Annotated in this window: 1 rRNA gene; it reads right to left on the bottom strand. The window is 49.7% G+C overall.

From position 1 onward, the window contains the following. A 23S ribosomal RNA gene (locus tag HMPREF3241_RS11315) occupies window positions 1–797 on the bottom strand; the annotation flags it as partial.

Raw genomic sequence — 797 nt, 5'->3', positions numbered from 1 at the left:
AGCACGCTTCGCCTATCCTACTGCGTCCCCCCATCGATTAAAACGATACTAGGTGGTACAGGAATATCAACCTGTTATCCATCGCCTACGCCTGTCGGCCTCAGCTTAGGACCCGACTAACCCAGAGCGGACGAGCCTTCCTCTGGAAACCTTAGTCAATCGGTGGACGGGATTCTCACCCGTCTTTCGCTACTCACACCGGCATTCTCACTTCTAAGCGCTCCACATGTCCTTGCGATCATGCTTCGACGCCCTTAGAACGCTCTCCTACCATTGTCCAAAGGACAATCCACAGCTTCGGTAATATGTTTAGCCCCGGTACATTTTCGGCGCAGTGTCACTCGACTAGTGAGCTATTACGCACTCTTTAAATGATGGCTGCTTCTAAGCCAACATCCTAGTTGTCTGGGCAACGCCACATCCTTTTCCACTTAACATATATTTTGGGACCTTAGCTGGTGGTCTGGGCTGTTTCCCTTTCGAACACGGACCTTATCACCCATGTTCTGACTCCCAAGTTAAATTAATTGGCATTCGGAGTTTGTCTGAATTCGGTAACCCGAGAGGGGCCCCTCGTCCAAACAGTGCTCTACCTCCAATAATCATCACTTGAGGCTAGCCCTAAAGCTATTTCGGAGAGAACCAGCTATCTCCAAGTTCGATTGGAATTTCTCCGCTACCCTCAGTTCATCCGCTCACTTTTCAACGTAAGTCGGTTCGGTCCTCCATTCAGTGTTACCTGAACTTCAACCTGACCAAGGGTAGATCACCTGGTTTCGGGTCTACGACCAAATACT

It is taken from the genome of Staphylococcus sp. HMSC34G04, assembly GCF_001838765.1.
GTDB lineage: Bacteria > Bacillota > Bacilli > Staphylococcales > Staphylococcaceae > Staphylococcus > Staphylococcus epidermidis.
This window is presented reverse-complemented; position numbering and strand designations above follow the sequence as displayed.